Origin of the sequence: Vreelandella venusta (assembly GCF_007989605.1) — a bacterium.
Lineage (GTDB): Bacteria > Pseudomonadota > Gammaproteobacteria > Pseudomonadales > Halomonadaceae > Vreelandella > Vreelandella venusta.
The window spans coordinates 19,771-44,751 of the sequence record NZ_BJUL01000018.1 but is presented as its reverse complement, the minus strand read 5'-3'; the positions used below and the strand labels follow the sequence as shown (position 1 = coordinate 44,751).

Annotated in this window: 25 protein-coding genes; 14 read left to right on the top strand and 11 right to left on the bottom strand. The window is 52.8% G+C overall.

What is annotated here, in order from left to right; genetic code table 11:
- Positions 1–20 precede the first annotated feature (20 nt).
- The 6 genes from sufB to HVE01_RS16275 all read left to right on the top strand — a co-directional run bounded on the left by sufB (position 21) and on the right by HVE01_RS16275 (position 6,299).
- Positions 21–1,463, top strand: coding sequence for a Fe-S cluster assembly protein SufB (gene sufB / locus HVE01_RS16300; RefSeq protein WP_125746950.1), 1,443 nt, complete (start codon positions 21–23; stop codon positions 1,461–1,463).
- 69 nt (positions 1,464–1,532) lie between these two features.
- A complete protein-coding gene (sufC, locus tag HVE01_RS16295; protein ID WP_125746952.1) occupies positions 1,533–2,282 on the top strand; it encodes a Fe-S cluster assembly ATPase SufC in 750 nt (249 codons plus the stop codon).
- Positions 2,279–3,619, top strand: coding sequence for a Fe-S cluster assembly protein SufD (sufD, locus tag HVE01_RS16290; protein ID WP_146945119.1), 1,341 nt, complete (start codon positions 2,279–2,281; stop codon positions 3,617–3,619). Before sufC ends, sufD begins: the two co-directional genes overlap by 4 nt.
- A gap of 30 nt (positions 3,620–3,649) precedes the next feature.
- Positions 3,650–4,915 (top strand): aminotransferase class V-fold PLP-dependent enzyme, encoded by a 1,266-nt coding sequence (locus HVE01_RS16285; protein WP_146945118.1) that lies wholly within the window; start codon positions 3,650–3,652, stop codon positions 4,913–4,915.
- Between the two features lie 22 nt (positions 4,916–4,937).
- Entirely contained in the window at positions 4,938–5,507 is a 570-nt protein-coding gene (gene sufT, locus HVE01_RS16280; RefSeq protein ID WP_038483092.1) for a putative Fe-S cluster assembly protein SufT, read from the top strand.
- An 18-nt stretch (positions 5,508–5,525) separates the two neighbouring features.
- Entirely contained in the window at positions 5,526–6,299 is a 774-nt protein-coding gene (locus HVE01_RS16275; protein ID WP_244973790.1) for a SanA/YdcF family protein, read from the top strand.
- A gap of 1 nt (position 6,300) precedes the next feature.
- Here the strand turns inward: HVE01_RS16275 and HVE01_RS16270 are convergent, their stop codons facing one another.
- The 4 genes from HVE01_RS16270 to HVE01_RS16255 form a co-directional block, all read right to left on the bottom strand.
- Complete coding sequence (locus tag HVE01_RS16270) at positions 6,301–6,747, bottom strand: hypothetical protein (protein ID WP_125746958.1); 447 nt, start codon at positions 6,745–6,747, stop codon at positions 6,301–6,303.
- Positions 6,748–6,834: 87 nt separating this feature from the next.
- The gene (rimK, locus tag HVE01_RS16265) at positions 6,835–7,743 is read right to left on the bottom strand and encodes a 30S ribosomal protein S6--L-glutamate ligase (RefSeq protein WP_125746960.1); all 909 of its coding nucleotides are present in this window, start codon (positions 7,741–7,743) and stop codon (positions 6,835–6,837) included.
- A gap of 40 nt (positions 7,744–7,783) precedes the next feature.
- Positions 7,784–8,224, bottom strand: coding sequence for an ATP-dependent zinc protease family protein (locus HVE01_RS16260; RefSeq protein ID WP_009724956.1), 441 nt, complete (start codon positions 8,222–8,224; stop codon positions 7,784–7,786).
- Positions 8,225–8,293: 69 nt separating this feature from the next.
- Positions 8,294–9,346 carry a DUF3549 family protein gene (locus tag HVE01_RS16255; protein ID WP_146945117.1) on the bottom strand — a complete coding sequence of 351 codons (1,053 nt, stop codon included), beginning with the start codon at positions 9,344–9,346 and terminating at the stop codon, positions 8,294–8,296.
- 286 nt (positions 9,347–9,632) lie between these two features.
- On the opposite strand from HVE01_RS16255, the gene HVE01_RS16250 reads away from it, so the two are divergent.
- Positions 9,633–9,965 carry a YqcC family protein gene (locus HVE01_RS16250; protein ID WP_120387184.1) on the top strand — a complete coding sequence of 111 codons (333 nt, stop codon included), beginning with the start codon at positions 9,633–9,635 and terminating at the stop codon, positions 9,963–9,965.
- A 151-nt stretch (positions 9,966–10,116) separates the two neighbouring features.
- On the opposite strand, the gene HVE01_RS16245 is transcribed toward HVE01_RS16250, so the two are convergent.
- From HVE01_RS16245 to HVE01_RS16220, 7 genes are all read right to left on the bottom strand, one after another.
- The gene (locus HVE01_RS16245; protein WP_125746964.1) at positions 10,117–10,743 is read right to left on the bottom strand and encodes an OmpW/AlkL family protein; all 627 of its coding nucleotides are present in this window, start codon (positions 10,741–10,743) and stop codon (positions 10,117–10,119) included.
- 262 nt (positions 10,744–11,005) lie between these two features.
- Complete coding sequence (putP, locus tag HVE01_RS16240) at positions 11,006–12,496, bottom strand: sodium/proline symporter PutP (protein WP_125746966.1); 1,491 nt, start codon at positions 12,494–12,496, stop codon at positions 11,006–11,008.
- 236 nt (positions 12,497–12,732) lie between these two features.
- A complete protein-coding gene (gene putA / locus HVE01_RS16235; protein WP_146945116.1) occupies positions 12,733–16,398 on the bottom strand; it encodes a bifunctional proline dehydrogenase/L-glutamate gamma-semialdehyde dehydrogenase PutA in 3,666 nt (1,221 codons plus the stop codon).
- A gap of 132 nt (positions 16,399–16,530) precedes the next feature.
- The gene (locus HVE01_RS19905) at positions 16,531–16,677 is read right to left on the bottom strand and encodes a hypothetical protein (RefSeq protein ID WP_164517070.1); all 147 of its coding nucleotides are present in this window, start codon (positions 16,675–16,677) and stop codon (positions 16,531–16,533) included.
- A gap of 248 nt (positions 16,678–16,925) precedes the next feature.
- Complete coding sequence (locus HVE01_RS16230) at positions 16,926–17,819, bottom strand: AraC family transcriptional regulator (protein ID WP_125746970.1); 894 nt, start codon at positions 17,817–17,819, stop codon at positions 16,926–16,928.
- A gap of 26 nt (positions 17,820–17,845) precedes the next feature.
- Positions 17,846–18,205, bottom strand: coding sequence for a hypothetical protein (locus HVE01_RS16225; RefSeq protein WP_125746972.1), 360 nt, complete (start codon positions 18,203–18,205; stop codon positions 17,846–17,848).
- 328 nt (positions 18,206–18,533) lie between these two features.
- Complete coding sequence (locus tag HVE01_RS16220; protein WP_146945115.1) at positions 18,534–18,941, bottom strand: CBS domain-containing protein; 408 nt, start codon at positions 18,939–18,941, stop codon at positions 18,534–18,536.
- A gap of 225 nt (positions 18,942–19,166) precedes the next feature.
- Between HVE01_RS16220 and HVE01_RS16215 the strand changes: the two genes are divergently transcribed.
- The 7 genes from HVE01_RS16215 (at position 19,167) to HVE01_RS16185 (ending at position 24,956) form a co-directional block, all read left to right on the top strand.
- The gene (locus HVE01_RS16215) at positions 19,167–19,712 is read left to right on the top strand and encodes a YqaE/Pmp3 family membrane protein (RefSeq protein WP_146945114.1); all 546 of its coding nucleotides are present in this window, start codon (positions 19,167–19,169) and stop codon (positions 19,710–19,712) included.
- A gap of 85 nt (positions 19,713–19,797) precedes the next feature.
- Positions 19,798–20,667 (top strand): carboxylate/amino acid/amine transporter, encoded by an 870-nt coding sequence (locus HVE01_RS16210; RefSeq protein WP_125746978.1) that lies wholly within the window; start codon positions 19,798–19,800, stop codon positions 20,665–20,667.
- Positions 20,668–20,783: 116 nt separating this feature from the next.
- On the top strand, positions 20,784–21,749 hold the full coding sequence (locus tag HVE01_RS16205) for an NAD(+) kinase (protein WP_146945113.1): 966 nt from the start codon (positions 20,784–20,786) through the stop codon (positions 21,747–21,749).
- A 1-nt stretch (position 21,750) separates the two neighbouring features.
- Complete coding sequence (locus HVE01_RS16200; protein ID WP_125746980.1) at positions 21,751–22,737, top strand: metallophosphoesterase; 987 nt, start codon at positions 21,751–21,753, stop codon at positions 22,735–22,737.
- Between the two features lie 206 nt (positions 22,738–22,943).
- The gene (locus HVE01_RS16195) at positions 22,944–23,795 is read left to right on the top strand and encodes a rhomboid family intramembrane serine protease (RefSeq protein ID WP_146945112.1); all 852 of its coding nucleotides are present in this window, start codon (positions 22,944–22,946) and stop codon (positions 23,793–23,795) included.
- An 11-nt stretch (positions 23,796–23,806) separates the two neighbouring features.
- The gene (locus HVE01_RS16190) at positions 23,807–24,091 is read left to right on the top strand and encodes a YeaC family protein (RefSeq protein WP_038483142.1); all 285 of its coding nucleotides are present in this window, start codon (positions 23,807–23,809) and stop codon (positions 24,089–24,091) included.
- On the top strand, positions 24,075–24,956 hold the full coding sequence (locus HVE01_RS16185; RefSeq protein WP_146945111.1) for a DUF2797 domain-containing protein: 882 nt from the start codon (positions 24,075–24,077) through the stop codon (positions 24,954–24,956). The genes HVE01_RS16190 and HVE01_RS16185 overlap by 17 nt, the downstream gene beginning before the upstream one ends.
- Positions 24,957–24,981 lie beyond the last annotated feature (25 nt).

The following is a 24,981-nucleotide window of genomic DNA, read 5'->3' as shown; positions in this document are numbered from 1 at the left end:
ACTGCCCGGAGGGTATCACCATGGCAAGCGAAGAAATGGAACAGTTGGTTCGTCGCGAATACAAAGATGGTTTTATAACCGATATTGAAAGCGACACCCTGCCACCTGGCCTTGATGAAAACACCATTGCCTTTATCTCTAATAAGAAAGGCGAGCCGGAATGGATGCTGGAGTGGCGCCTAGATGCTTATCGTCAGTGGTTGAAAATGAAAGAGCCGTCCTGGGCGCATCTTGATTATCCGCCCATTGACTATCAATCGATCTCTTATTTCAGTGCGCCCAAGCGCCCGGAAGATCGCCCTCAGAGCCTGGATGAAGTTGATCCTAAGCTTCTCGAAACATATGAAAAGCTTGGTATTCCTTTGCATGAGCGTGCAGCGCTTGCTGGCGTGGCCGTCGATGCCGTATTCGACTCTGTTTCCGTGGCAACCACGTTTAAAAAACAGCTCGGCGAAGCGGGCGTTATTTTCTGCTCGATTTCTGAAGCTATTCGCGATTACCCAGATCTTATCAAACAGTATCTCGGTACGGTCGTTCCGGTAGCTGATAACTATTTTGCCGCACTGAACTCGGCTGTATTTACCGATGGGTCGTTTGTGTTTGTTCCTGAAGGCGTAACGTGCCCGATGGAACTGTCGACCTACTTCCGGATTAACGCGGCCAATACCGGCCAGTTCGAGCGCACCCTGATTATCTGTGAGAGCCGTGCTCAGGTGTCTTACTTGGAAGGCTGTACGGCGCCAATGCGTGATGAAAACCAGCTGCACGCAGCAGTCGTAGAGCTCGTTGCGCTGGATGATGCTTACATTAAGTATTCCACCGTTCAGAACTGGTATCCCGGTGATGAAGACGGTAAAGGCGGAATTTATAACTTCGTTACCAAACGTGGTGATTGTCGCGGTGAACGTTCGCGCATCAGTTGGACACAGGTCGAAACCGGTTCAGCGATCACCTGGAAATATCCTTCTTGTGTTTTGCGTGGCAAAGACAGTATCGGTGAGTTCTACTCTGTGGCGGTGACTAACGGCCGTCAGCAAGCGGATACTGGCACCAAAATGATTCATATTGGCGAAGGCACCCGCTCCTATATCGTTGCCAAAGGTATTTCGGCAGGTAAGAGCGATCAATCTTATCGTGGCTTAGTCAAAATTGGCCCTCGTGCCAAAGGGGCACGTAATTTCACTCAGTGTGATTCGTTGTTAATTGGCGATAAGTGTGGTGCGCACACATTCCCTTACCAAGAAATTGGTAACAGTACAGCGACGATTGAGCACGAAGCCACCACGTCTAAGATTGGCGAAGATCAGCTGTTCTACTGCCAAAGCCGTGGAATTTCTGAAGAAGATGCGGTCAGCATGATTGTTAACGGCTTCTGTAAAGACGTTTTCCAAGAGCTGCCGATGGAGTTCGCGGTAGAAGCCGAAGCGCTTCTAAGTGTCACGCTTGAAGGTGCAGTGGGTTAACCACTTCAGCCCCGACTTATTTTACCGGAGACGCGCAAGCGTCCCGCAAGAATTCAAAAGGTTATGACTATGTTGCAAGTTAAAGATTTACACGTCACCGTCGACGGCAAAGAAATTTTGAAAGGTTTAACGCTCACCATCAATGCCGGTGAAGTACATGCCATTATGGGCCCGAACGGCGCGGGTAAATCCACCTTGTCGGCAGTTATTGCCGGTAAAGACGGCTACGAAGTGACCCAGGGTAGCATTACCTTTGAGGGGCAGGACGTGCTGGAAATGGAAATTGAAGAGCGTGCTCAAGCGGGCTTGCTATTAGGTTTCCAATACCCAGTGGAAATTCCAGGGGTGAAAAATATCTATCTGCTCAAGTCGGCGCTTAATGCACAGCGTGCCGCACGTGGTGAAGCAGAAATGCCCGCTCCTGAGTTTATGAAGCTCGTCAAAGAGAAGCTGGGCTTTATGAAGATGGATGCCAGTTTCCTACAGCGTGCCGTCAATGAAGGTTTCTCTGGCGGTGAGAAAAAGCGCAACGAAATTCTTCAGATGCTAGTGCTTCAGCCAAAGCTTGCCATGCTTGATGAAATTGACTCTGGTCTCGATATTGACGCGATGAAAGTCGTTGCCGATGGCGTTAACAGTCTGCGGGCTGAAGAACGCGCTATTTTGCTGGTCACTCACTATCAGCGTCTGCTTGACTATATCGTACCGGATAAAGTGCACGTGTTAGTCGACGGTCGTATTGTGAAGAGCGGCGACGCTGAGCTTGCTAAAGAGCTGGAAGCCAACGGCTATGAAGGCATTGAGGAGTCTGTGGCATGAGCGATACGCAAACGTTTTTGGACACGCTGAAAGCGCGTAGCCAACAGCGCGGAGTTGAGCCAACCTGGATCGCGGCTCGCCGCCAAGCGGGAGCTGCCCGCTTTGAAGCCATGGGATTTCCTACTCGCCGCGATGAAGAGTGGAAATATACTGACGTTCGCACGATAGCCCAGGGTAACTTTGCGCTGGCTGAGACTGCAGATTTTTCCCAGGCACAAGCAGCTGCGCTTACCTTGCCGTTGGATGCGTACCGACTGACCTTTGTGGATGGCATTTTCTCAGCCGCATTGTCGGACTTAGAAGCGCTGCCGAGTAGCGTTCAGGTAATGCCGCTCTCTAAGGCTCTGGCTGATAACCATGAGGCTGTGGGTGGGCCGCTGGGTCGCTTAACGGGAGTAGACTTCTCTCCGTTCGCAGCGTTGAACACCGCGTTTATGGAAGAGGGTGCGGTAGTACGCATTGCGCCGGGTACCGTGGTGGAAAAGCCCATCTTGCTGCAATTTTTGTCCCGTGCGGGCACGCCAGTAATGAGCCATCCGCGCATTTTGGTTGAAGCAGCAGGGCGCAGTGAAGCAACGTTAATTGAGCACTATATCGGTGAAGCCGATGCGGCCAACTTCACCAACGTGGTTGCAGAGCTGATGCTTGATCGCGGTGCGATTTTGAATCACTACAAATTGCAAGAAGCGCCCTTGGGTGATCTGCATGTTGCCAGTATTCATGTTGAACAGAGCCGAGATAGCCGCTACAGCTCCTACAATCTGAATTTGGGCGGTGCGCTGGTGCGCAACGACCTGATTAGTGATTTAAACGGCCAAGGCGCAGAAACCAACTTCTATGGTCTGTTCTTTGGTCAAGGCCGCCAGCACGTGGATAACCACACCAAGGTTAATCACAATGCGCCGCTGACGTTCTCGAACGAGAACTACAAAGGCATTTTGGATGACCGTGCCCATGGCGTGTTTAACGGTAAAGTGTACGTCAAGCGCGATAGCCAGAAGATCGAAGGTTTCCAAAGTAACCAAAACTTATTGCTTTCCGATCGCGCGCAGATTGATGCCAAGCCTGAGCTTGAAATTTATGCTGATGACGTGAAGTGCTCTCATGGCACCACCACGGGGCAGTTGGATGAAGACGCGATCTACGCGTTGCGTACCCGCGGTATCGACAAAGCGACAGCGCGAGGTTTGTTAACGCTTGCATTTGCTGGCGAGGTGCTTGAACAGGTCGCGCTAGATGTGATTGCTGAACGAGTAGAGTTAGCGGTAGCAGGCAAGTTGCCGGAGCGCTTTAACCTTGCTGGATTGGTAGAAGCAGCGGCTGCGCTCAACGACTAACGCACTCAACGACTAGCCAAGGAGTCATCGATGCCCCATAGCGTGATTGAGAAACCTACCGTGATTGCCCCTGCGGCCTTTGATGTTGAGGCGCTGCGCAACGATTTTCCGATACTAAACCGGGAAGTACATGGCAAGCCGTTGGTATACCTAGATAATGCCGCGACAAGTCAAACGCCCCAGCAGGTCATTGACGTATTTAGCGACTATTACTCGCGCTATAACGCCAATATCCATCGGGGGCTGCACACTTTGTCAGATGAGGCGACAGCAGCGTTTGAAGCCACACGGCATCGTGTTAAGGCGTTTCTCAATGCGGAAGATGCGCGCCAGATTATCTTTACTCGGGGCACGACTGAAGCGCTCAATCTAGTGGTGCAAAGTTGGGGACGCTCCCAGCTTGCTGCGGGTGATGAAGTGCTAATTTCAATGCTGGAGCATCACTCCAACATTGTTCCTTGGCAGCTATTGGCGGCTGAAATCGGCTTTACCATTAAGGTCATTCCCGTTGAGGCGAATGGGGCGCTAGATATGGCAGCGTACCGCGCGCTGCTCAATGAGCGCACTAAACTTGTGGCCGTCAATCATGTCTCTAATGCGTTGGGTACCATTAATCCAGTAAAAGAGATGGCCACGCTTGCTCATCAGCACGGTGCGCTTATTCTGGTGGATGGTGCTCAGGCTACGCCGCATCAGCAGGTTGATGTTCAGGATATTGATGCTGATTTCTATGCGTTTTCTGGGCATAAGATTTATGGCCCTACTGGGGTTGGCGTGCTGTACGGTAAGCAGACCTTATTAGAAGCGATGCCGCCTTGGCAGGGTGGCGGCGAGATGATTAAAACGGTCTCTTTTGACGCCGGCACCACCTTTGCAGAACTCCCGCATAAGTTCGAGGCTGGTACTCCCGCCATTGCGGAGGTGATTGCCTTGGGACGCGCTATTGAGTGGTTAGATAGCGTGGGCGTGGAGGCGATTGGCGCTTGGGAGGCCGTGCTGCTGGAACATACCACTGCAGCGGTAAATCAAATAGATGGTTTGCGCATTCTTGGCACCGCGCCGCATAAAGCTGGCGTGCTGTCGTTCGTGGTCGAAGGCGCCCACTCCCAGGACATTGGGCTGTTGATTGATCAGCTAGGCGTCGCTATTCGTACCGGGCATCACTGCGCGCAACCATTACTACATCACTTTGGCGTAGATGCCACGTGTCGTGCATCATTTGCGGCGTATAATACGCTTCAAGAGATAGATACGTTTGTTGCAGCGCTAAAGCGTGTGATTGGAATGGTGCGTTAAAAGCCGTCATTTAAGGACCGTTATGGATATTGAGCAAGTGGCCAGCCTTGAACGTGGTCAAAAACTGCCGCTTCAGCGAGATGTTGACGCCATTGCTATTCCGTTTGGCAAAACGGAGACACTGGCTGAGGACAGTGTCGTCAGCGTGATGCAAGCGAAGGGCAGCTCGGTAAGTGTTGGCTTTGAAGGACGGCTTTATCTGATTGAAGGGCGTAATTTGGATGCGTTAGGGCTCGAGCCATTGCCGCGTCCAACACTGCCTGAAAGCGCCAGTGATGAAGAAATTGAACAGTTTGTCTGGGAGCAGCTGCGCACCTGCTTTGATCCCGAAATACCGGTTAATATTGTTGATCTAGGACTGGTCTATGGCTGCCGTCTTGAGCGTTTGATCAGTGGCGAGCGGATGGTCACTATTCGTATGACGCTTACTGCACCAGGCTGTGGAATGGGCGATGTCATTGCGGCGGACGCACGCAATAAAATCCTAGGTGCACCTCAGATTAACAAGGTACATACTGAAATTGTCTTCAGCCCGCCCTGGAGTCGTGACATGATGAGCGATGAAGCCAAGCTTGAGCTCGGCATGTTTTAACCCCTGGTGGGGAGCTGGATGCACAGCCTGCTATCGCGGTACATAAAACGTTTTTTGATGTCGCTAGGAGCACTTATGCTGCTGGCGACATTGCTGTTTATAGTTGGTAATTTTTGGGTGGTTGCTAGCACGGCACGCTATATTGATGACAGCTTGGCGGAGTGCCGCTCAACCGATGTGGCGATCGTGTTTGGTACCTCTAATTGGACACGCAGCGGCTTTCGCAATCCTCATTTTAGCGCTCGTATGCGAACCTCTGCGCGCCTGATTGCCGATCAGCGGGTAAGTCATTTACTAATCTCTGGGGATAATCGTACTCAAGCCTATAACGAGCCTCGCGCTATGTGGCGTGATCTTTATCGTCGCGGTGTGCCAGCAGACCAGCTCACCATGGACTTTGCTGGGTTCAGTACCTATGACACGCTTGCGCGAGCAAGAGATGTCTTCCAGTTAGATCAGGCACTGTTGGTTACCCAGAGTTGGCATCTTCCTCGGGCGGTTTTTATTGGGCGCGCATTAGGAATGGATGTTACTGGCTGTGTCGCGGAAGAGGAATCTGTTGCTGGGGAGTGGCGGTTGAAAATTCGCGAATGGGTGGCGCGGGTCGCTACCTTAGGTGATCTATATATTTGGGGAAGAGAGCCTCACTTTCTAGGCTCTCCAGAACCTATCGAATTAAACGCCAGTAGCAACGTCGACGAAGTGTCTCGCCTTCCTATTGGCCTTGATATTTACCACTACCTTGTGGGGTCGGCGAAGACATCACATGTGCAGGCGGTGAGTGGTCAATAGGTTAGCGATACGTTTTGCGCTTTTGTAAGTTATACAATTCGCGTATTAACTTGCGGCAACCTTGCATGCACTCATCCACTACCGGCTCAATAGGATCGGGCAGGGGGTGGGTGAATAGCGTTGAAAGGGCCTGCATCAGTACACGCTCTTGTTCCAACAGCTCATTGATTAATACCTGACTATCGTTGCCCACAAAGCTTTTTAAACGACTCCATAGCCATAAAAAGTCATCACGCTCAACGTCAGCATCTCGAGGCAGCATTTTTAAGTGCGCACGGGCCAGTTCCTGAAGTTTACGCATCTGATTTAACCGCTCGGTATAGTGCGGCTTCAGTGCATCACGCAGCGTGGGTCTCAGGCGTTCAATATTATCCTGGAAATAATCAATGCTATCGGCCAGCGCTTCCAGCACGCTGTCCATCGCCACTTGGCGATTGTCGAGAAACATGAGCGTCTACCTCCTTCGGTGACGCAGATTGTGGGGGTGGCAGCGCTAATTTGCCACCCCTAATACGGATTATTTTTGCATTCAGCCTTAGCCTTTAGGCTTGGGTGGCGTTTTACGCACTGGCATGGCATTTTTTTCGATGTGTTCGATGATCATGCTGGCGATATCTTTACCTGTTGCATTCTCAATGCCCTGTAAGCCAGGTGATGAGTTGACCTCCATAATCACCGGTCCATGGTTAGAGCGCAATAGGTCGACACCTGCAACGCGCAGCCCCATCGCCTTTGCCGCGCGAATGGCCGTTGAGCGCTCTTCGGGGGTAATGCGGATGACGCTGGCGGTGCCCCCACGGTGCAGATTTGAACGGAATTCACCTTCGGCGGCCTGGCGCTTCATCGACGCAACCACTTTATCGCCAATCACCAGACAGCGAATATCGGCACCGCGTGCCTCTTTAATGTACTCCTGCACCATGATGTTGGTTTTCATGCCCATAAACGCTTGAATAACCGACTCGGCTGCTTGGTTCGTTTCAGCAAGTACAACACCGATACCTTGCGTTCCTTCCAGCAGCTTGATGACCAGCGGAGCACCTTTGACCATGGTAATCAGGTCAGGAATGTCATCAGGCGAGTGGGCGAACCCCGTGATGGGAAGGCCCAACCCCTTTCTAGAGAGCAGCTGTAGCGAGCGCAGCTTGTCCCGTGAACGAGTGATGGCAACTGAATCGTTTATAACGTAGGTGCCCATCATTTCAAATTGGCGCAGTACGGCGCAGCCGTAAAAGGTAACCGATGCCCCTATGCGAGGAATAACGGCATCGAAGGGCTCGATTTCAGCGCCTTTATAATGAATCGACGGATGGTGGGAGGCGATGCTCATATAGCAGCGCAGCGTGTCGACCACGCGAGCGGTGTGCCCACGCTGCTCGGCGGCCTCAATAAGGCGGCGAGTAGAATATAGATTGCGATTGCGCGAAAGCAGGGCAATATGCATGCAGGGCTCCGGGGCCAAAAGATATGGCTAATAAGTAAGTTTAAGGCTCGCCGTGCAAAAATGCAGCACCAGGGGCGATAAGCAAGCGTCGCATAGCGCGGCGCCCAAGCAGCATGGGATGGCGCATATTGCTACGGTCAGTCAGGGTTAGTTCAACCGGAAAATTTAGTTCACCCAATTGCATCGGGGTGCGAATCACATAGCGCCACTCGCTGTGCCCATTAGAACTGGTAACGCGCCGCCGGTCGTGCAAGTGGAGTTGGTAACGGTGGGCAGGCGTTTGCGGGCCACCGCTATGGGTAATAAAACTTACCCACAGCTGCCCATCCTCGTCTTCATGAGTGTCAATCTCTTCGGCATGCAAAGCAGAGGTGCGCGCGCCAGTATCGGCTTTGCAGCAAAGGTGAAGCCCTAACTCAGGTAACGTCACCATTTCACGGCGGCCGATGACTGCTTTGGCCTGATAGGGTAATTCCTTCACGGCTTACTCCTGGCAAATGAAGGTTTGTCATCAATAAATGCGTCGTTCTAGCGTCTCATAAATAAATAGCTAGCTTCTAGCTTGGTTAATCAACGCACTTAGCCGTCGCTGAATCGCAGAATCAGACGGCGCGTCGCGTAGTGTCAGCATAACCAATAGGCGAAGTCTAGGTATCAGTGCAAGATCACGTACGACGGCATTAAAGTTAGTGCGTTTGTCTTCTGCTAAACGCTGTAACAGCAACGGTAAACGTTCAGCGTCTTCTAACAATAGCCATCCGCGGCCAGCGATGGCTGCGATAATATCTGGACCGCCGGCAGCGGGGTCATTCAACAGGCTTGAGTACCATTGGCCAACATCTGCTGATGGAGTGCAGCCCACGGCGCGCACGCAGGCGCACAGGGTTTCTACGTCTCCATCAATGGCTGCCTGCTCTCCACGCGCCCGTAATGCACTTACCAGCGGCTCTGCAAGAGGTCTATGCTCAAGGCAATAGCACAGCGAGTGAGTGACACTAGTGGGCAACTGGGGAAGGCGCAGCGCAAGCGCTTCTGATGTGGATAAATCGAGGCGTACCACATAATCAGCGATGCCTTGTAGCCCTAGTGCTTGCCAGTCAATGGTCTGCTGACCACTTAGATAGGCCTCGACAGGCTCTAAGTGTTGGCTAGCAGCAAGTTCTAATGCATAAGTGGCCTGAGCATTAAGCATTGCTTGAAAAGTAATATCCGGCGAAAAAGCGAGCGGATTATCCTTCATTAGATGATCCACGTCTGCAGTTTCCGCTTGGCCTAGCGGTTTATTTTCTATCTGCACAGCATTTCGCCCAAGGGTCTCGAGCAAGCGATTAATAAAACCGTCTCGTTGGGCGGGGGAGAGCTTGCCTTGCTCGTCTAGCGGCAGCGCCAAAAACCAGATGGCTGGTTCAGGCATGTCACCCATACGAAATACTACGCCAAGACGAGCCTGCTGCTGCCAGGGTTCTGGCCAGGCTATCTCGCCGTTTTCAAATGCTCGCAGCGTTTCTCGTGGGCAGTCTGTTACTCGTCGTCCCATATGGTAGAGAGAAACGTCCGCGCCGCTTCGGGTAAAAAACTCATCAAGTGTCTGGATTGGTTGCATGACATCCTTCCGCATTTCAAGCCTGCACTCTACCTTGCTGATGTGTCACTGTCAGCCGCAAACGCTGATTAATCCGTGCTTTATTATCAACGTGGTTAAAAATTGCACAACTTGGTGTAACCCGCATGAGAGTAACAGTAGCGACATCTTTCCATAGTTTATCCACAGCCTCTTGCAGGTTTTCTGTGAATCTGTGAATAAGGCACAAATTCCTGCCTGACGGTTGGCAACTTACTCACAGTGCTGGGATAATAAAGGTTCATAGATTTAAATGGAAAAGGTGCTTATGAGCGTCCATCAACAGCTTCAAACCGCGCTTCTTGAGCTTGAAGCCACTATGAAGGCCGCTAACTTATGGCGCATGCCAACGCCTGATATTTCGGCATTTAACAGCCAGCAACCCTTCTGTATCGACACGATGTCGCTGCCTCAGTGGATTCGATTTGTTTTTATCGCTCGACTAAATGCACTGATTGATGCCCAGGCTGCCATGCCTGCCAAGTGCGATGTGGCGCCGGCAGTGGCTGCCTACCTGATGCAGGAAAAGGTTCGTGCCAGCGACCAGCTACTGGTTGTTCGAGCTGTTGAAAAGATAGATCGGCTAGTGACTGAAAGCTAGGTCGCGCTAATGCGAGGAGCTGAAGCCTAGTGTGGTGAAGGTATCAGCAAAGACAATGCCCAGCACCCTAAGAGCGGTACTGGGCATTTTCATGCGACTATGCAACTAGCACGGCGCAACTAGCACAGCTGTTTGCGCCGCCGTAATAGTGTTAGAAGCGGTAACTCAAGCCTGCCATAACCACCAACGGATCAATCTCTACCGTGCCTGCCGCGGCGCCGTTAACGGTCGCGTCAGTATCGATGTCGATATACCACGCTGCTGCGTTAAGTGCCCAGTTCTCATCGATTAGCAAATCGATACCCACTTGAGCAGCGGCACCCCAAGAGTCGTCCAGCTCAAGTTCGCCTATGGCTAGCTCTTCGTCGGAGAAAAAGGTGTAGTTAATACCCGCGCCGACATAAGGCTGTACACGCGCATCCGTTCCACCTAGTGGGTAGTACTGGAGCGTTAGAGTTGGCGGAAGGTGTTTGGTAGAGGCAAGATTATCCCCATTCAGAGCAATGTCATGCTCAAACGGTAGAGCTGCCAGTAGCTCGACGCCCATTTTGTCGTGGAAGCGGTAGCCCAGGGTAAATGCGAAATCGGTTTTGTCTTGAACATCAACCGCGAACGCACCTCCGGCTAATGAACCGTTGTCGCTTTTGGGCTCCACTTTGGCAACACCCACGCGAGTGAAGAAATCGCCAGCGCCGTAAGCTAAAACTTGGCCGCTTGCCATCAATGTGGCTGCTGCAAGTCCAGTGGTAAGCAGTGTTGAAAGAGAGTTATGGCGCATAGCATCGCTCCTGACCATTGATGTGAGTCTTCGCAGTAGTGGTTAACGTGAACCGTTGTTCGGCGTGATCGCGAACCATGTAAAGAGTGTATCGAGGAGAGGAGGGCAGGTTATTGACCTGGGGCAAAGAGTGGAACTCCGCCGCTAAATAATGGGGTTAAAAAGAGCCTATCAGAAGTGAAAAAGGCCTTCCCATGGTATGGGAAGGCCTCGATGATCAGCTTAATTGTTTAATTAAGCTGAGCGTGTCATTGACGCTCGTCTAGCGGTCAATATGCTGATATTCACCCGCATCGGCAGTAATGCTGCTAACCACCAAGATGGCAATAAAGGCAGCGATGAAGCCTGGGATGATCTCGTACACGCCGGGGCCACCCATAAATTCTCCGTTCCAGCCTAATGCAATCCAAATCATGACAGTTGCAGCGCCCACTACCATACCGGCAATGGCGCCAGCTCCGTTCGTGCGAGACCACATCAGCGACAGAATGATCAGCGGGCCAAATGCTGCGCCAAAGCCAGCCCAGGCGTTACTGACGAGCCCAAGAACTTGGGAGTCCGGATTTGATGCAATTACAGCGGCTACCAAGCCAACCAGTACGACACAGATTCGGCCCACTGTTACGCACTCTTTATCGGTGGCTTCTTTTCTTAGGAACAGACGATAGAAGTCCTCGGTCAGTGAAGACGATGATACTAACAACTGGCTGGAAATGGTGCTCATAATCGCAGCAAGCAGTGCCGCATAGAGGAAGCCGGTGACCAGCGGGTGGAAGAGTAGATTCGCCAGAATGATGAAGATCGTTTCGGGGTCCTCGATATCCATGCCATTGCGAATTGCATAGGCCCGGCCAAATAAACCAAGAGAGACTGCGCCAATCAGGGAGATAAGCATCCAGCTCATGCCGATGTTACGGGCAGTAGGAACATCCTTCAGCGTCCGGATGGCCATAAAGCGTACAATGATGTGGGGTTGACCAAAATAGCCTAGCCCCCAGGTTACCGCAGAGAGCCAGCCAATAAAGGTCAGCCCTGACGTCCAGGATAGCAGGGTGGGGTCAACTTCATTGAGCGTCTGTGATGCTTGGGAGAACCCGCCGCCGCCTTCGCCAAATAGCACCACTGCAGGCATGATTACTAGCGCTAGCATCATGATACAGCCTTGCACGAAGTCGGTCATACTCACGGCCAGGAAGCCGCCAACAACGGTGTAGACAAGTACCACGCCAAGTGTAATGAGAATGCCGATCGCGTAGTCGCTCATGCCGCCGATGTTAAAAATACCGGCAAACGCGCTCTCAAACAGTTTGCCCCCAGCGACGAGGCCTGAGGCCGTGTAAACCGCGAAAAAGATGACGATAACGATCGCGGACACCGTGCGCAGTGAAAGCGCACGTGTCGGAAATCGGTTGGCCAAAAAGGCTGGAATGGTAATCGCATTGCCGTAGTGAACGGTCTGTTCACGCAGTCGGGGGGCGACCAGGGTCCAGTTGAAGAACGCACCCACCAAAAGGCCAATGCCGATCCAAGCCGATCCCAAGCCGGACACAAACATGGCGCCGGGCAACCCAAGCAGCAGCCAGCCGCTCATGTCCGAAGCGCCAGCCGACAGCGCGGCTACTTGTGGACTGAGGCCACGTCCCCCCAGCATGTAATCTTCTGATGAAGATGTCGCTTTGCGCATGGCATAGATGCCGATGGCGATCATGAGCGCAAAGTAGGCAAAAAGACTAATCCAAACACCGATAGCCATGAAAGTTCTCCAATTTGTCAGGACGGAGCTAGCTCCGACAGGTTAGCGCGCTTGCCGTGCAGAACCGCTAGTAGCACGCATGTTTAACTCCGCTTCTTATTCGTGTAGCAAGGCGCTACCGCTTGGTCCTCGATATTTCTTGCTAGGGAAGCGCCTGTACTGGCGCCTCCCGGCAACACGAGGTTATTGTCGTCTAAGTTTAGTTGAGAAGGTTGACGCCGACAAAGCCAGCGAGCCTATTCGGCCGTTGCCAGCAAGCTGGCGTTGCCACCCGCTGCGGTCGTATCGATGCACAGATGACGTTCCACCACGTAGCGATCTGGTGAAATGGTCTGAGTCTCGAGCGGCACAATGGCACCGTCGCGCTTAGCGAGTGCTATCCGCAGTTCATGCGTCCAATCACTTTTGCCAGCCGCGGCGACGGCGGCAATCCCTTGAACCTCGCTTAGTGTATCTGGCGTGATGCTACCGTCGAGTCCAATCACTGGTGCGCCAGCATCGACCAGCGGCTGGACGGCTTGCACTGCGCCTGGTGCGATCACGACTGCCGTACAGCCCGCGCCAAGCGCCTGTACTGCTTGGGCAGCGGCGATATCCAGCGTTGGTCCAAGGCAGAGCACCGCTCCTTTGGGGTACATCGCCAAGCGGTTGCTTTCCCCTGTTGGTCCTGGAAGCGTCTGCGGTGTCATATCGAGAGCTGCTGTCTCGTTAAGGGCCTTGCGGATCACGCCGCCCTTGCCGGAGAGTGCCTTGCGGAGTACTTCGATCCGATTAGGCCGTACCGCCCAGTTGCGCGCGTCTAACCCATCTAAGGCCGATTGGAGGTCGCTGAGTGAGAGGGTCTTGCCCTCCGGAGCCTCGTGGTGCTCGGCGGTGGCAGTGCGGCGGAAGCGCGTGACATAGAGCGGGCCGCCAGCCTTGGGCCCGGTGCCTGAAAGGCCTTCACCGCCGAATGGTTGGGAGCCGACAATGGCGCCGATTTGGTTGCGGTTAACATAAACGTTGCCGACATGGATGCGCTCGACGATTTGCTGCACACGATCATCGATGCGGGTATGTAGGCCAAAGGTCAATCCGTAGCCTTTGCCATTGATGTCGTCGACCACGTTGTCGATGTCTCGCGCCTTGAAAGTCGCCACGTGTAGAACCGGGCCGAATATCTCGCGTTCGAGATCTGCGATGCCCCCAACCTCAATGACCGCGGGGGTCACGAAGGTGCCGGTCTGCGGTGCGGACAGTTTCTTCAGCACCTTGCCTGTCTTCTCGTGAGCTGCGATGTAATCGCTGATCTCGGCTTGGGCGTCGGCGTCGATCACTGGTGAGACGTCGGTGTCAGTATTCCAAGGGTCACCGATGGTGAGCGAGTCCATGGCGCCATCAAGCATGTTGAGCAACCGGTCGCGCGCCTCTTCCTGGACATACAGCATGCGCAGTGCTGAACAACGCTGCCCAGCCGATTGGAAGGAGGAGATTAAGATATCGCGGACTGCCTGTTCGGTCAGCGCCGTAGAGTCCACGATCATCGAATTGAGGCCGCCGGTTTCGGCAACCAGTATCGCATCGGGTCCTGCGTTCTGCGCTAGAGCTTTGTGGATAATCTGAGCCACTGGGGTCGAACCCGTGAAACAGACACCAGCGATACGCGGATCGCTAGTCAGTGGGCCACCCACCGTGGGTCCATCGCCAGGCAGCAGTTGAAGTGCCGCTTCTGGCAGGCCAGCCTCGCGCATTAATTCGACGGCACGAGCGGCGATCAACGGTGTTTGCTCGGCGGGCTTGGCAAGCACCGCGTTGCCAGCCACCAAGGCTGCAGCAATCTGCCCGGTGGTAATGGCCAGCGGGAAGTTCCAAGGGCTGATGCAGACGAAGATGCCACGGGCGCTGCCGGGTTCTTCTGCTTCTAGCCGTTCGCCCTCATTGGCGTAGTAGCGCAGGAAGTCAACCGCTTCGCGCACTTCAGCGATGCCATCAAACATCATCTTGCCGGCTTCGCGGGTGGTGATGACGGTCAGCTCAGCGATATGTTCTTCATAGAGATCGGCGGTACGACGGAGCACTTCGGCACGCTCGGCCACAGGACGTGCTGACCACTCGCGGAAACCCTGCTCTGCAGCGTCGAGCGCAGCGGCTACCTCTTCTGGGGTGGCCTCATGCACCTTGCCGATAATACGCGACCCGTCGGCGGGAGAAACTGCATCGCGAGCCGGGCCTTGGGGAGCAGGGCTTCCCACTAACATCGGGCCTGCTGTCCAGGTCTTGTCGGCAAAGGCTTCCCGTGCATTAAGCAGCGGCAGGATTGAAGCGGGTTCATTGATACGATAACCCTTGGAGTTCTTGCGATCTGGCGCAAACAGCTCACCTGGCTGGCGGATCAACGGACTTGAGATGGCGTCGCCAAGCTGTTTAAACCCTTCAACTGGATCTCTTGATACCTCGCTGGGGGGAATTGAGCTATCGACTACTTGGTTAACGAACGAGGAGTTCGCGCCATTCTCTAGTAGGCGACGCACCAAGTAGGCCAGCAGGTCGCGGTGAGCACCAACCGGAGCGTAGATGCGGCAGTGCGTGCCCTCTGCCTCCTTGACGATGTGGTGCAGCGATTCGCCCATGCCGTGCAGGCGCTGAAACTCGTAGCTGTCCTTGTCATCGCCTGCCATGGCCACGACGGCGGCGCAGGTATGGGCGTTGTGTGTGGCGAACTGAGGATAGATGCGGTCGCGACGGTCGAGCAGCATCTGGGCGCAGGCCATGTAACTGACATCAGTGTTGACCTTGCGGGTGAAGACCGGGAAGGTTTTAACACCCATTTCCTGGGACAGCTTGATCTCGGTATCCCAGTAGGCACCCTTGACCAAGCGCACCATGATCTTGCGGTTGAACCGCTCGGCAAGTTCGTAAAGTGTTTCTATCACTGGCGCTGCGCGGCGCCCGTAGGCTTGTACAACGACCCCGAAACCATCCCATCCATCTAGGCTGGGATCGGACATCAATGCCTCGATCACATCGAGCGATAGATCCAGTCGATCCTGCTCTTCTGCGTCAATATTGAAACCGATATTGGCTTTGGCCGCTTGTTTGACCAGTTCCAACGCACGGGGTACAAGCTCTGCCATTACCGTGTCACGGTGGGTGTATTCATAACGCGGATGCAGGGCTGATAGTTTTACCGATATACCGGGACTGCCACGGACATCGCCTTTGGCCTGTTCGGCGATTGCGGTGATCGCCTTGGCATAGGCCTGGTGGTAGCGAACGGCATCCTCATCTGTGCGAGCCGCCTCGCCAAGCATGTCGTAGGAATACGTATAGCCCTGTTTCTCAAGCTCGCGGGCATTTTTCATGCCTTCTTCGATGGTCTGGCCGAGTACGAACTGGCGACCGAGAATCTTCATCGACTGACCAACCGCCTTACGCACTACCGGCTCGCCCATGCGGCGTACTAGGCCGCGTAGCGCCCGGGTTGGGCCCTTGGGGTCTTCTTCCAGCACTTTACCAGTTAGCAAAAGTGCCCAGGTCGAGGCATTAACCATCGATGAGGACGATTTTCCCAGGTGTGCGCCCCAGTCGGATGGCTCGATTTTATCGTGGATCAAGTCGTCGATGGTTTCCGCATCAGGCACGCGCAGCAGGGCTTCAGCCAGACACATCAGGCCGACGCCCTCGGTGGTGGAAAGGCCGTACTCAGCGAGGAACGCTTCCATCATCGAGGGCGATCTCTCTTTGCGAACGCGCTGTACGTAGTTGGCTCCGGCGGCGGCAACTTGGCGTCGGTCATCCTCTGACAGCTTGATACGTTCGATCAGCTCATGCAGCACTGCCGCTTCATCGGCGTCATAGTTGCTGCGGATACGTGAGCGTAGATCACTCACGTCGCTATGCGAATTGAAGTTAGCTTTGTTCATGATGGGGTTCTCCTTGCAAGTCGACACATCAGCATTGCTGAGCTGTTCACTTATCGCCAAGCGCCAGAAGCGACGCGTTACCACCCAGCGCGGCAGTGCTGTTGGTGATTGTTTATTCAGTCACAAAACGCTTTAGGTAGTGTGGGCCAGCGTTGAGAGCCTTGATTCACTGACAAAGGCATCCTCATCGACAAGATAGTGATCACTGATACGCTCCATAAGCGTATCAAGATCAGTTTGCCAAATGGCAGGGTCACGCATTTTCTTGGCATTGAGCATTGAGGCCCCCATAAGTCTAAACAGAAAGCGAAAAGCTGGATCAAATAACCGAAATAAAGCGATGGTAGGGCACTGCGCCCAAGGTAACGGTCGAATGTAGAGCGAGCTGCCATTAGGTGTATGTCGTTTTCATGGCAAAACGTGTCAAATTCTCGGTAAGAAACGCTTTTTAAGACTTTAGTTTAGTCTCTAAACGGCTGCCAGCACGCAAAAGCACGTGTTATGTGCCCAAGCTAACTGCTTTGCCATCAGCGAGATGAGAGTGCGCTAGTCTTAACGCTTGCCCCTGAAGACGTCGCGGAAGATGCTAATGAGGTTGCACAAGATATTGAGGAAGGCGTTAACTGGTTTGCTGAATCGAGCGGCGTATTGGTTGCGCCTACTCCTTGGCGTAACTGGCGGGGTGATAAACCGTAATTACGCCGAAAAGCATGCGAAAGAGCGCTCTGATTCGCAAAGCCTGTTTGGATAGCTATGTCAGTAAGTGGTAGACGGCTTTGCAATACAAGTTGGCGAGCCGCATGTAGGCGTTGGCGTCGCACATACTGCCAGGGCGACAGGCCTGTCTGGACGCGAAAGCGTTCAGAAAAGTGTGCCTCACTAAGGCAAGCCAATTTTGCTAAATCAGCGACTCTCAGTTCATCGGCTAAGTGACGGCGAATAAATCGATCTATTTGATCGAGATTGAGCCGCCGTTGTGATGCGCTCTCTGGTGCACCCAGGCGCGCTTTTAATGAACCTAACAACGTGGCAGCAAGCCGATCCTGCTGAAAAGACATTGCCAACGTGTCAAAACCTTGGGCAAGCTCGCTTTCTACGAAAGCAAGGTAATGGCGTAATGGGTTGTCGAGTGCAAAAAAGCGCGGTGCATCAAACAGTGCTACCAGCTCACGATGTTCACCCGTTAAGGCAGGTGCATCTTCAGGCAGGTCCAGTATCAGTTGACGATTATAGCCGCTACCGGAATAGAAGTGCTCGTGATTAGCGGGAACAATGCAGCCTGAAAACGCGTTTATCCGGCCGCCGAGGCCTTCGATTTCAAATTCTGAAGAGCCGCATAACGTAATGACGATTTGGTGAAAATCGTGGGAGTGGTGTTTTGTGGCACTTTCTAAAGGGATTTGACGAATAGTACTCGGCATGGGGTCTCCTCGGCACGGCTGGCCGGTTACTGCTGGCGCAGCGCTGTGTGTGCCGCTAAATGATCACGTAATGCTTTCAGTTCCGCGTAACCCTCTTGGTTAAGTAACGGCTTGCTTCGAGCAATTTGCCAATGGCGACCGTGGATGTCCATTAAATGTGATGCACGGCGGCGGACACTCTCCAGATACTCATCGTGGCGAATGGGGTAGCCAATGATCGCATTCCACTCTGTTTCGCTGATGCTGCTTTCCAGCGCTTTGTCGAACAAATTGATCAGATCGTTAGGCTCAGTGCGATAGCGTGGCGTACCTACGGTCATTAATATTACCAGTACACCACCTATTACCAGCAAACAGACGCCAAACACTAATAGGTACAGCGCCATACTCCACTCCCTGCAAAATCGGTATCAGCATTCGTTTAACAATCCACAACAGTATACGCCTGCTGCTCGTTAAGACGAAAATTTTGCAGTTTTGCGAACTTTTCCTCAGCAAGGTGTCAGAGTGTGTACAGGCAACATCGCGATAGCAGTCGTTAAGAGTGTTGTTCTGGCTATTGTTTTCGATCCCTTGCTTCCGCTGCTCATCAAGCAGCGGTTTTTTTTGCTTATCAGTCGGCCGTTTTGTGGCTATGAACGATGGTTTGATTGGCTGGAAGTCGCTAGCTTGGCGAATAGGTCGTGCCAGTGAATAGGTCGTGACAGTGAATAGTTAATGTCGGCGAATGGTTAGCAGCGCCATTAAGATGTCACGGCGCGTCACAATCCCTACTAAGCGTTGTTGCTCCACAACGGGATAAACCTTTGGTTTTGCTCCGAGCATTTCCTGCGCTAGGTCGGTGATGCTTTTATTGGGCGTTGTGGTGAGCACGTCTCGACGCATTAGCTCACGTACTAGCGGCGCTTCATCATCATGGTAGATGCTGTCTAATACGCGTCCCATCACATCTTGTTCGGATATAAAGCCAATCAACCGATCAGACTCATCTACCACAGGAGCGCCTGGTAGGCGATGCAATGCCAAACCTTGAGCTAAGTTGGTGATCGAGGTTTGGCCAGTGACGCGGTAGCAGTCCCGTGACATGACATCGCGTACGGTATCGGGGGTTCTTTTATTCATCTTGACACTCCTTGACGCAATACGCGCAGTTTCACTCTTAAAGAGAATAGGTCAATAACCGCTTGCGGCATGCAGGCCATGAATCACAAGAGCCATCAATCACAAGAGCTATGAGCCACGAGACCTATAATTCTATTAATGTAGAAGATTTAACTCACCCTGCGTTGTCCTTATTATTGTTACATTCAACGCTTTGCTTCATTCCAGAAGCTGCAAGGAGCCATTATGGACGCACGTGAATATCTCAATCGCAAGGGCGTAGGCATAGAGAGGGACCCTGAGCGGCCCAACACATTAGAAGAAAAAGCGTGGGAGAGAGCTCGTGGGTCAGGTAGCCAGCGTCCAAAATCCGGTACACCACATGATTGGGAAGACTGGGAGCGCTATCACGACGATTTGGCAGACGGTGCGGAAACGCTAGAGCAGAAAATTGATAAACAGGCTCACCAAAAAGCACTAGCTAAGGAAAAACAGCAAGCTAAGCAAGCGCAAGCGGCGGTAGAGCACTTTACGCCTACCGCGCCAACCAGCGAGACTGATAGTGCGCTTAAGCATCAAACCCCATCACCCATTGCTTCTGAAGGCGTGCCAGCATCGCCTCAACCGACATCGGTTCTGTTCGCCTACCGCGCGTTAGCCGTTTTGCTACCGCCTTTGGCCGTTGGGTTAACAGAGGGCGGGACAAAACGTGTTGCCCTTAGTGTTGTGTTGACGTTGTTGGGCTGGCTTCCTGGCGTAGTGCATGCGTTTATATGGTTAAAAAAGCACTAAGCTAGCGATTCTTCGTCTAGCCCATTGGCAGTTGTTGTGAAGCGCGTATAATTCCAGTCAACTTTTCTTTTGGGTGGGGTTTACTATGGGCTACCTTGTTGGCGTGACGGCGTTGTGGGCGTTCTCATTCTCGTTGATTGGTGTATATCTGGCAGGCCAAGTCGATAGCTACTTTGCGGTGCTTGTACGGGTAACGCTCGCTATGCTGGTGTTCCTGCCATTTTTACGGCCCAGTTTGCTGCGTGGAAAACAGCGTTTAGCGTTAATGGCACTGGGTGCGGTGCAGCTAGGCGTCATGTATACCTTCTTCTATCACTCGTTTTTGCTGCTATCGGTTCCTGAAGTTCTGTTATTCACGATTTTCACGCCAGTTTATATTGCGCTTCTAGATGACCTAATGTTTAAGCGCTTCACGCCTATTTATCTAGTGACTGCACTATTGGCGGTAATCGGGGCCGGCGTGATTCGTTACGATGGTATCGATAGCGGGTTCTGGCTGGGCTTTTTGGTAGTCCAGGGAGCCAATCTTTGTTTTGCGTTAGGTCAGGTTGGCTATCGTCGTCTCGCGGCTGATTTGCCGCCTACCTTGGCGTGGCATAACGTGTTTGGCTGGTTCTTTATTGGTGCAATGCTAGTAGCACTCCCAGCCTTTTTGCTGTTTGGTAATACTGCAGCTCTGCCCAGTACACCGGTGCAGTGGAGCGTATTGGCATGGCTTGGGTTAGTCGCTTCTGGCGTCGGCTATTTCGCTTGGAACCAAGGGGCCACCAAGGTCGATGCAGGAACGCTGGCAGTAATGAACAATGCGCTGGTGCCCGCTGGCTTAGTGGTTAATTTGATGATTTGGAATCGGGATGCAGATATAGGCAAGCTCCTATTGGGCGCTGCTATCATGGCTGCTTCTCTGTGGTTAAATCACTGGTGGTTGCAGCGCCGTCGCGTTATACCGGTCTAACTAGTTCAAGCGATTGTTTTTGCCCAGAGTAGCCAGCGGTTTTGCGTCGCGCTGGGCAATTTGCTCGACACCCTCATACTCTCCATAATGTGGGCTGATGCCAGCGAGAGTTGTCCATGTCTAACACCCCATCGTCAGGTTTAGCACCCTTGAGCCATGCCGAGCGCACGCAGCCTTCAGAAGATGCGCCACTTAAAAAAGCGACTTCCTTTAAAACAATCGGCTTAATCGGTCGTTTAGGCAGCGACAAAGTGGTCGATTCGCTTAAGCGGTTGGTCAGCTATCTAGTTGCCCACGACTATAAAGTTCTGATTGAAGACCGCACAGCAACGGCTCTACCGAACCATGGACTGCCTGAAGCTAGCCGACGCATGCTGGGGGAACTGTGCGATTTGGTTATTGTTGTGGGGGGGGATGGTAGCCTGCTTGGGGCTGCTCGTACGCTATGTCTTAGCGGTACATTGATGTTAGGTGTGAACCGGGGGCGGCTAGGCTTTTTAACGGATATTTCCCCTGATGAGCTAGAAAGCCGGGTTGGCGAAGTGCTGGCGGGAGAGTTTGAAGTTGAAGAGCGGTTCTTGCTAGATGCCGTGTTGTACCGAAACGGTAAAGCGGTGGGTAGTGGTGCTGCGCTCAATGAAGTGGTGGTTCATCCCGGTAAAGCGGTGCGCATGATTGAGTTCGAACTGTTTATTGATGGACAGTTTGTGTATAGCCAACGTAGTGATGGCTTAATTATTGCCACGCCCACCGGTTCAACTGCCTATGCACTTTCTGGCGGCGGGCCAATCATGCACCCCAAGCTGGATGTGGTGACGTTGGTGCCTATGTTCCCCCATACGCTGTCGAGTCGTCCTATTGTGATTGACGCTGCCAGTGAAATCCGTGTCCACATTGGTGAAACCAATCAGACCTATCCCCATATCAGCTGCGACGGGCAAACTCGTGCCGTGGCAAAACCTGACGATGTGCTCGTTATCCAACGAAAACCAGAGCGCGTTCAGCTCGTGCATCCTATTGGGCATAACTTCTATGAAGTGTTGCGCAGTAAACTCGGCTGGAGCCATCGGCTAGGGGATTGATATGGAGGGTTACGATTTAATCGGAGATGTACATGGCTGTGGCGCAACACTGGCAGCGTTATTAGAGCGACTTGGCTATCATCAGCGGGGTGGGGTGTATCGTCATCCACGCCGAAAAGTGATTTTTTTAGGCGATTTAATTGATCGTGGTCCGCGTATTCGTCTAGCGGTTACCATCGCTCGCCGGATGGTTGAAGAGGGCGAAGCATATATTGTTATGGGTAACCATGAATACAATGCCCTGGCCTATACGCATCCTGCGCCCCCTGGGAGCAACAAACGCTGGCTGCGCGAACATACGCCGCGCCATAACCGTATTATTGAAGACACGTTGGCCCAGTACCGCGATTATACCAATGAGTGGGAAGACACCTTGGCGTGGTTTAAGACGATTCCGCTATGTCTTGAACTGGATGGGATTCGTGTGGTGCATGCCTGCTGGGATGACGAGTTAATTCGACAGCTTAAACAGCGCGCCCCCAACGCCTGCATGGACAACCACTTTCTGGTTGAGTCCACGGACCCCTCAACACAAGCCTTTCGTATACTTGATCGTCTAACCCGTGGGCCTCATATACCGTTACCCAAGGGCATTGCGATACACTCAGGCGATGGCTTTACTAGGCAGAGTTTTCGTGCGCACTTTTGGTCAGCAAACCCTCAACAGTGGGGGGACGTGGTATTTCAACCAGATAACCTTCCTGGCGATCTAGAGACCAGGGCGCTGACCGATACTGAACGACAGCGCCTTAGTTATTATGGCCCTGAACAGCCACCTTTATTTATCGGCCATTACTGGTGCGAAGGTATTCCCGCCTTACCAGCACACAATATTGCCTGCTTGGATTATAGTGCGGTGAAATTTGGCCGTTTAGTGGCTTATCGCTGGAGCGGAGAAACACGCCTAAATGCCGATCATTTTGTATGGATACAAGTGCCAAGAGAGGAGCGTGCACTGCCTAAACCGTGGGAAATAGATTTTGATTAATAGCGATATTGTTAATCTTTACACTCGGTTACATATTTTTTTCAAAATAGCTGAACTAACGGTGTTGTCGGTTATCAGAGTAAGTGTTCCCTTGAATGATCCCTTGCTTTTTGATCCGGCGGCCCCCTCCGCCGGATTTTTTTCGTCTATCCGTTGGTGACGCGGCGTGACGTTGCGCCGATTCTTATTGGTTGAAAGGAACTGCCATGCATCCAGTAATGCTTTTACCCACGGGCGCGGACACAAAAGAGCTGCGTAAAGCGCTATGGCACTACCGTATTGGTCATCGTATAACCGATGAAGCAGATGGCCAGCTGCTATGGGTTGCCGACCCGCGTCAGCATGATGAAATGAGATCGTTGGTTAGCCGCTGGGAGCGAGGCGAGCCGCTAATTACCGAGACTGTTCGACCCCACCACCGAAGCGGGATGAATCGCTTGGTGCCGGTGTTGCGCCAAGTGCCGGTTACAGCGCTAATCATTGGTATTAGCCTATTAGTTTTTGCCCTAACAGGGGTATTTGGCGACTTACTGATTGTAGGGCTGACCATCGTGCCGGTGGGCGTTTCAGGCGGGCAGCTCGTATATGGCAGCCTTAGTGACACTGTTATGTCTGGCCAAGTATGGCGTTTACTGTCGCCTGCGTTTTTACACTTTGGTTGGATGCATTTGATCTTCAACCTGATGTGGGTATGGTACTTCGGGCGTCAAATCGAGCAGCTCCAGGGTAGCCGTACCATGCTGCTACTGCTTGTGGTTGCCGGTATTGGCGCTAACATTGCGCAATATGTCACTGGCACCGTGCTGTTTGGCGGTATGTCGGGTGTGGTTTATGCCTTGCTGGCTCATGTGTGGCTGATGTCCTATCGTGCCCCGCAATGCGGATTCTTCGTCCCCCAGATGCTGGTCGTCTTCATGCTGGGCTGGATGGTGTTCACCATGACCGATATTGCCGGTAGCGTGGGGTTTGGCAATGTAGCGAATGAAGCACACTTGGGCGGGTTGCTCGTGGGGCTGGTTACAGGCTGGTATTATTCATCTAAACGAAGCAAACATTAAAGGTGCCTACGATGAGTGACATGACCTTCGATAAAATGATTAACCAAATGACGCCTGCTATTTACGAAAGCCTTAAGCAGGCAGTTGCGTTGCGCAAATGGCCCGATGGCCGGTATTTAACGCCAGAACAGACCGAGTTGTGCCTGGAGGCGGTAATGCGTTTTGAGGTGGAGAATAACGTTCCTGAAGAGAGCCGTGTTGGTTATCTGGAGCAGCGTACCTGTGGTGCTGGTGCGACCGGTGCCGGTGTTTCCCCAGAAATGGCAGGCCTTGCCCGGGATGCCACGCGTGACTGATGATCTGTTTGCCTCGGTAGCATCGCCGGTGCAAGGATGTTTGCAGAAAATGGCGGCTGACTTACCAAGCCGCCAAGATGGTCAGGTGGTGTATCACCTTCGTGCGGGCGACCATCGAATGCCACTCAATGAGCGTATTGGCTCATCGATGCGTCTTACCTGGAGCGGCGCGATTGCTTGCACCCACTGCGGGCGGGCAACCAAAAAAAGTTTTGCTCAAGGCTACTGTTACCCCTGCTTTAAGCGCTTAGCCCAGTGTGATACCTGCATCATGAAACCTGAGACTTGCCACTATCATCAGGGCACCTGCCGAGACCCCGAGTGGGGTGAAAAGCACTGCTTCCAGCCACACGTAGTCTACTTAGCCAACTCATCCGGTTTGAAGGTAGGTATCACCCGCAAAACGCAAATGCCGACCCGCTGGCTGGACCAAGGTGCCATACAGGCGCTGCCTATTCTTGAGGTAAACACCCGGCAACAGTCTGGTTTTGTCGAAATGCTCTTTAAAGAGCAGGTGGCAGACCGAACTAATTGGCGCGCCATGCTTAAAGGCGAAGTGAAGCCACTGGATTTGTGCGCAGAGCGTGACCGTCTTTTTCACCTGCTAGCCGATGGGTTAGGGCAGTTACGTGATATGCACGGCGAGGATGCCATTCGCACGCTGGATGAAACGCCATTGAACTTCCATTATCCCGTGGCGACTTTTCCAACTAAAGTCACGTCCCATAACTTTGATAAGCAGCCGCTGATTGAAGGTACTCTTCAAGGTGTAAAAGGGCAGTACCTGATCTTTGATACCGGGGTTATTAACCTGCGTAAATTCACCGGTTACGAAATTGCTGTCTCGTCGTCGCCGCCTAACTAGCCATCATTAATGTTAGTGCTCGCCA

Bases quoted from the DNA above. Each gene is read 5' to 3' on its own strand.
- putP (WP_125746966.1), bottom strand. From the start codon at position 12,496: ATGGCTATCGGTGTTTGGATTAGTCTTTTTGCCTACTTTGCGCTCATG.
- rimK (WP_125746960.1), bottom strand. From the start codon at position 7,743: ATGCATATTGCCCTGCTTTCGCGCAATCGCAATCTATATTCTACTCGC.
- HVE01_RS16205 (WP_146945113.1), top strand. From the start codon at position 20,784: ATGTCTAACACCCCATCGTCAGGTTTAGCACCCTTGAGCCATGCCGAG.
- HVE01_RS16190 (WP_038483142.1), top strand. From the start codon at position 23,807: ATGAGTGACATGACCTTCGATAAAATGATTAACCAAATGACGCCTGCT.
- HVE01_RS19905 (WP_164517070.1), bottom strand. From the start codon at position 16,677: ATGCTCAATGCCAAGAAAATGCGTGACCCTGCCATTTGGCAAACTGAT.
- HVE01_RS16220 (WP_146945115.1), bottom strand. From the start codon at position 18,941: ATGAATAAAAGAACCCCCGATACCGTACGCGATGTCATGTCACGGGAC.
- HVE01_RS16200 (WP_125746980.1), top strand. From the start codon at position 21,751: ATGGAGGGTTACGATTTAATCGGAGATGTACATGGCTGTGGCGCAACA.
- sufD (WP_146945119.1), top strand. From the start codon at position 2,279: ATGAGCGATACGCAAACGTTTTTGGACACGCTGAAAGCGCGTAGCCAA.
- putA (WP_146945116.1), bottom strand. From the start codon at position 16,398: ATGAACAAAGCTAACTTCAATTCGCATAGCGACGTGAGTGATCTACGC.
- HVE01_RS16230 (WP_125746970.1), bottom strand. From the start codon at position 17,819: ATGCCGAGTACTATTCGTCAAATCCCTTTAGAAAGTGCCACAAAACAC.
- HVE01_RS16185 (WP_146945111.1), top strand. From the start codon at position 24,075: ATGCCACGCGTGACTGATGATCTGTTTGCCTCGGTAGCATCGCCGGTG.
- HVE01_RS16210 (WP_125746978.1), top strand. From the start codon at position 19,798: ATGGGCTACCTTGTTGGCGTGACGGCGTTGTGGGCGTTCTCATTCTCG.
- HVE01_RS16245 (WP_125746964.1), bottom strand. From the start codon at position 10,743: ATGCGCCATAACTCTCTTTCAACACTGCTTACCACTGGACTTGCAGCA.
- sufC (WP_125746952.1), top strand. From the start codon at position 1,533: ATGTTGCAAGTTAAAGATTTACACGTCACCGTCGACGGCAAAGAAATT.
- HVE01_RS16275 (WP_244973790.1), top strand. From the start codon at position 5,526: ATGCACAGCCTGCTATCGCGGTACATAAAACGTTTTTTGATGTCGCTA.
- HVE01_RS16195 (WP_146945112.1), top strand. From the start codon at position 22,944: ATGCATCCAGTAATGCTTTTACCCACGGGCGCGGACACAAAAGAGCTG.
- sufB (WP_125746950.1), top strand. From the start codon at position 21: ATGGCAAGCGAAGAAATGGAACAGTTGGTTCGTCGCGAATACAAAGAT.
- HVE01_RS16255 (WP_146945117.1), bottom strand. From the start codon at position 9,346: ATGCAACCAATCCAGACACTTGATGAGTTTTTTACCCGAAGCGGCGCG.
- HVE01_RS16270 (WP_125746958.1), bottom strand. From the start codon at position 6,747: ATGTTTCTCGACAATCGCCAAGTGGCGATGGACAGCGTGCTGGAAGCG.
- HVE01_RS16250 (WP_120387184.1), top strand. From the start codon at position 9,633: ATGAGCGTCCATCAACAGCTTCAAACCGCGCTTCTTGAGCTTGAAGCC.
- HVE01_RS16215 (WP_146945114.1), top strand. From the start codon at position 19,167: ATGGACGCACGTGAATATCTCAATCGCAAGGGCGTAGGCATAGAGAGG.
- HVE01_RS16225 (WP_125746972.1), bottom strand. From the start codon at position 18,205: ATGGCGCTGTACCTATTAGTGTTTGGCGTCTGTTTGCTGGTAATAGGT.
- HVE01_RS16285 (WP_146945118.1), top strand. From the start codon at position 3,650: ATGCCCCATAGCGTGATTGAGAAACCTACCGTGATTGCCCCTGCGGCC.
- sufT (WP_038483092.1), top strand. From the start codon at position 4,938: ATGGATATTGAGCAAGTGGCCAGCCTTGAACGTGGTCAAAAACTGCCG.